The organism is Erwinia sp. OLFS4 (genome assembly GCF_002752165.1).
Classification (GTDB): Bacteria; Pseudomonadota; Gammaproteobacteria; order Enterobacterales; family Enterobacteriaceae; genus Izhakiella.
Genome location: NZ_MOMB01000033.1, coordinates 1 through 938, shown reverse-complemented (window position 1 = coordinate 938; position 938 = coordinate 1). Strand labels below are relative to the sequence as shown.

1 protein-coding gene is annotated in these 938 nt (G+C 30.1%); it reads right to left on the bottom strand.

Annotation, left to right across the window (positions count from 1 at the left end; translation table 11 throughout):
• Positions 1-155: 155 nt before the first annotated feature.
• The gene (locus tag BL249_RS06550; protein ID WP_099705375.1) at positions 156-647 is read right to left on the bottom strand and encodes a helix-turn-helix domain-containing protein; all 492 of its coding nucleotides are present in this window, start codon (positions 645-647) and stop codon (positions 156-158) included.
• Between the last annotated feature and the right edge of the window lie 291 nt (positions 648-938).

Genomic DNA, 938 nt, shown 5'->3' with positions numbered 1-938 from the left:
GTTCTGAGGTGGTGAATTTATAAAAAAACAACACTCATTCAGCAATGAAAGTAATAATTAAACATGATTGTGTAATATATAAAAAAGAGGCGGAAAGCATAATATGCGCATCCGCCTCGTCTTTAGATATAACAGGATAAATTAGTAAGTACAATCTAACCTGCCAATTTATACTTCTTCAAAATAACATCAATCTCTCCAAGCACTAAAGACATCTTTCGTATTGATTTTGATATGCAACTCAAATCAGAATGATGAGTAAAAAAATCATCGCCACATTCAGCCATCTGCGAACCTATCAAGACAAGATTAGAGGGGGAAATAATAAATGTTCTTTTATTATCCTCAATAATCGTTGTTTCGCATCGCTTATCAAAAACATATCCTTCACGCCTTGCGTTGAATACAAACTTATCTAAACCAAATGGTTTTAGCTTTGCTCTTAGTCGATATATTAACTGTATCAGATTATCTTCATAATTAGTTACCTCTCCCCAAACGCCACTGATGATTCGTGACTTAGAGACCACTTTCCCCTTTTCTTTCATTAACAGGATAAAAATATTTCGTTCTTTCTCCGTTAATACTGAAAAACTACCAGCCTTACTGGATATAATGTTCCCTTCGAATTCCAATTCACTTTCCATTTTAAAATCCAAACATGCATCGTAAGTAAACCAAAAGTAGCCACAATACAAAAAATATCAAAGAAAAATAATAATTAAAAATTAGAAAATTTCTTATTTATGCTTTTTTAACATGAGAAGAAAAAATAATCATCAATTTGGGATTTAGCAGTGAGATATTTAAAAAAAATAAATCATTCATTTTCAATAATAACGAAAAACATTAAGTCACATAATAACCATTCCCTATTTTTTGATAATTATGCCAATTGTTTTATTGTTTCACTAATCAGATAAATTAAAATTTGCGAT

Coding starts and splice junctions, on each gene's coding strand:
- BL249_RS06550 (WP_099705375.1), bottom strand. CDS start 647: ATGGAAAGTGAATTGGAATTCGAAGGGAACATTATATCCAGTAAGGCT.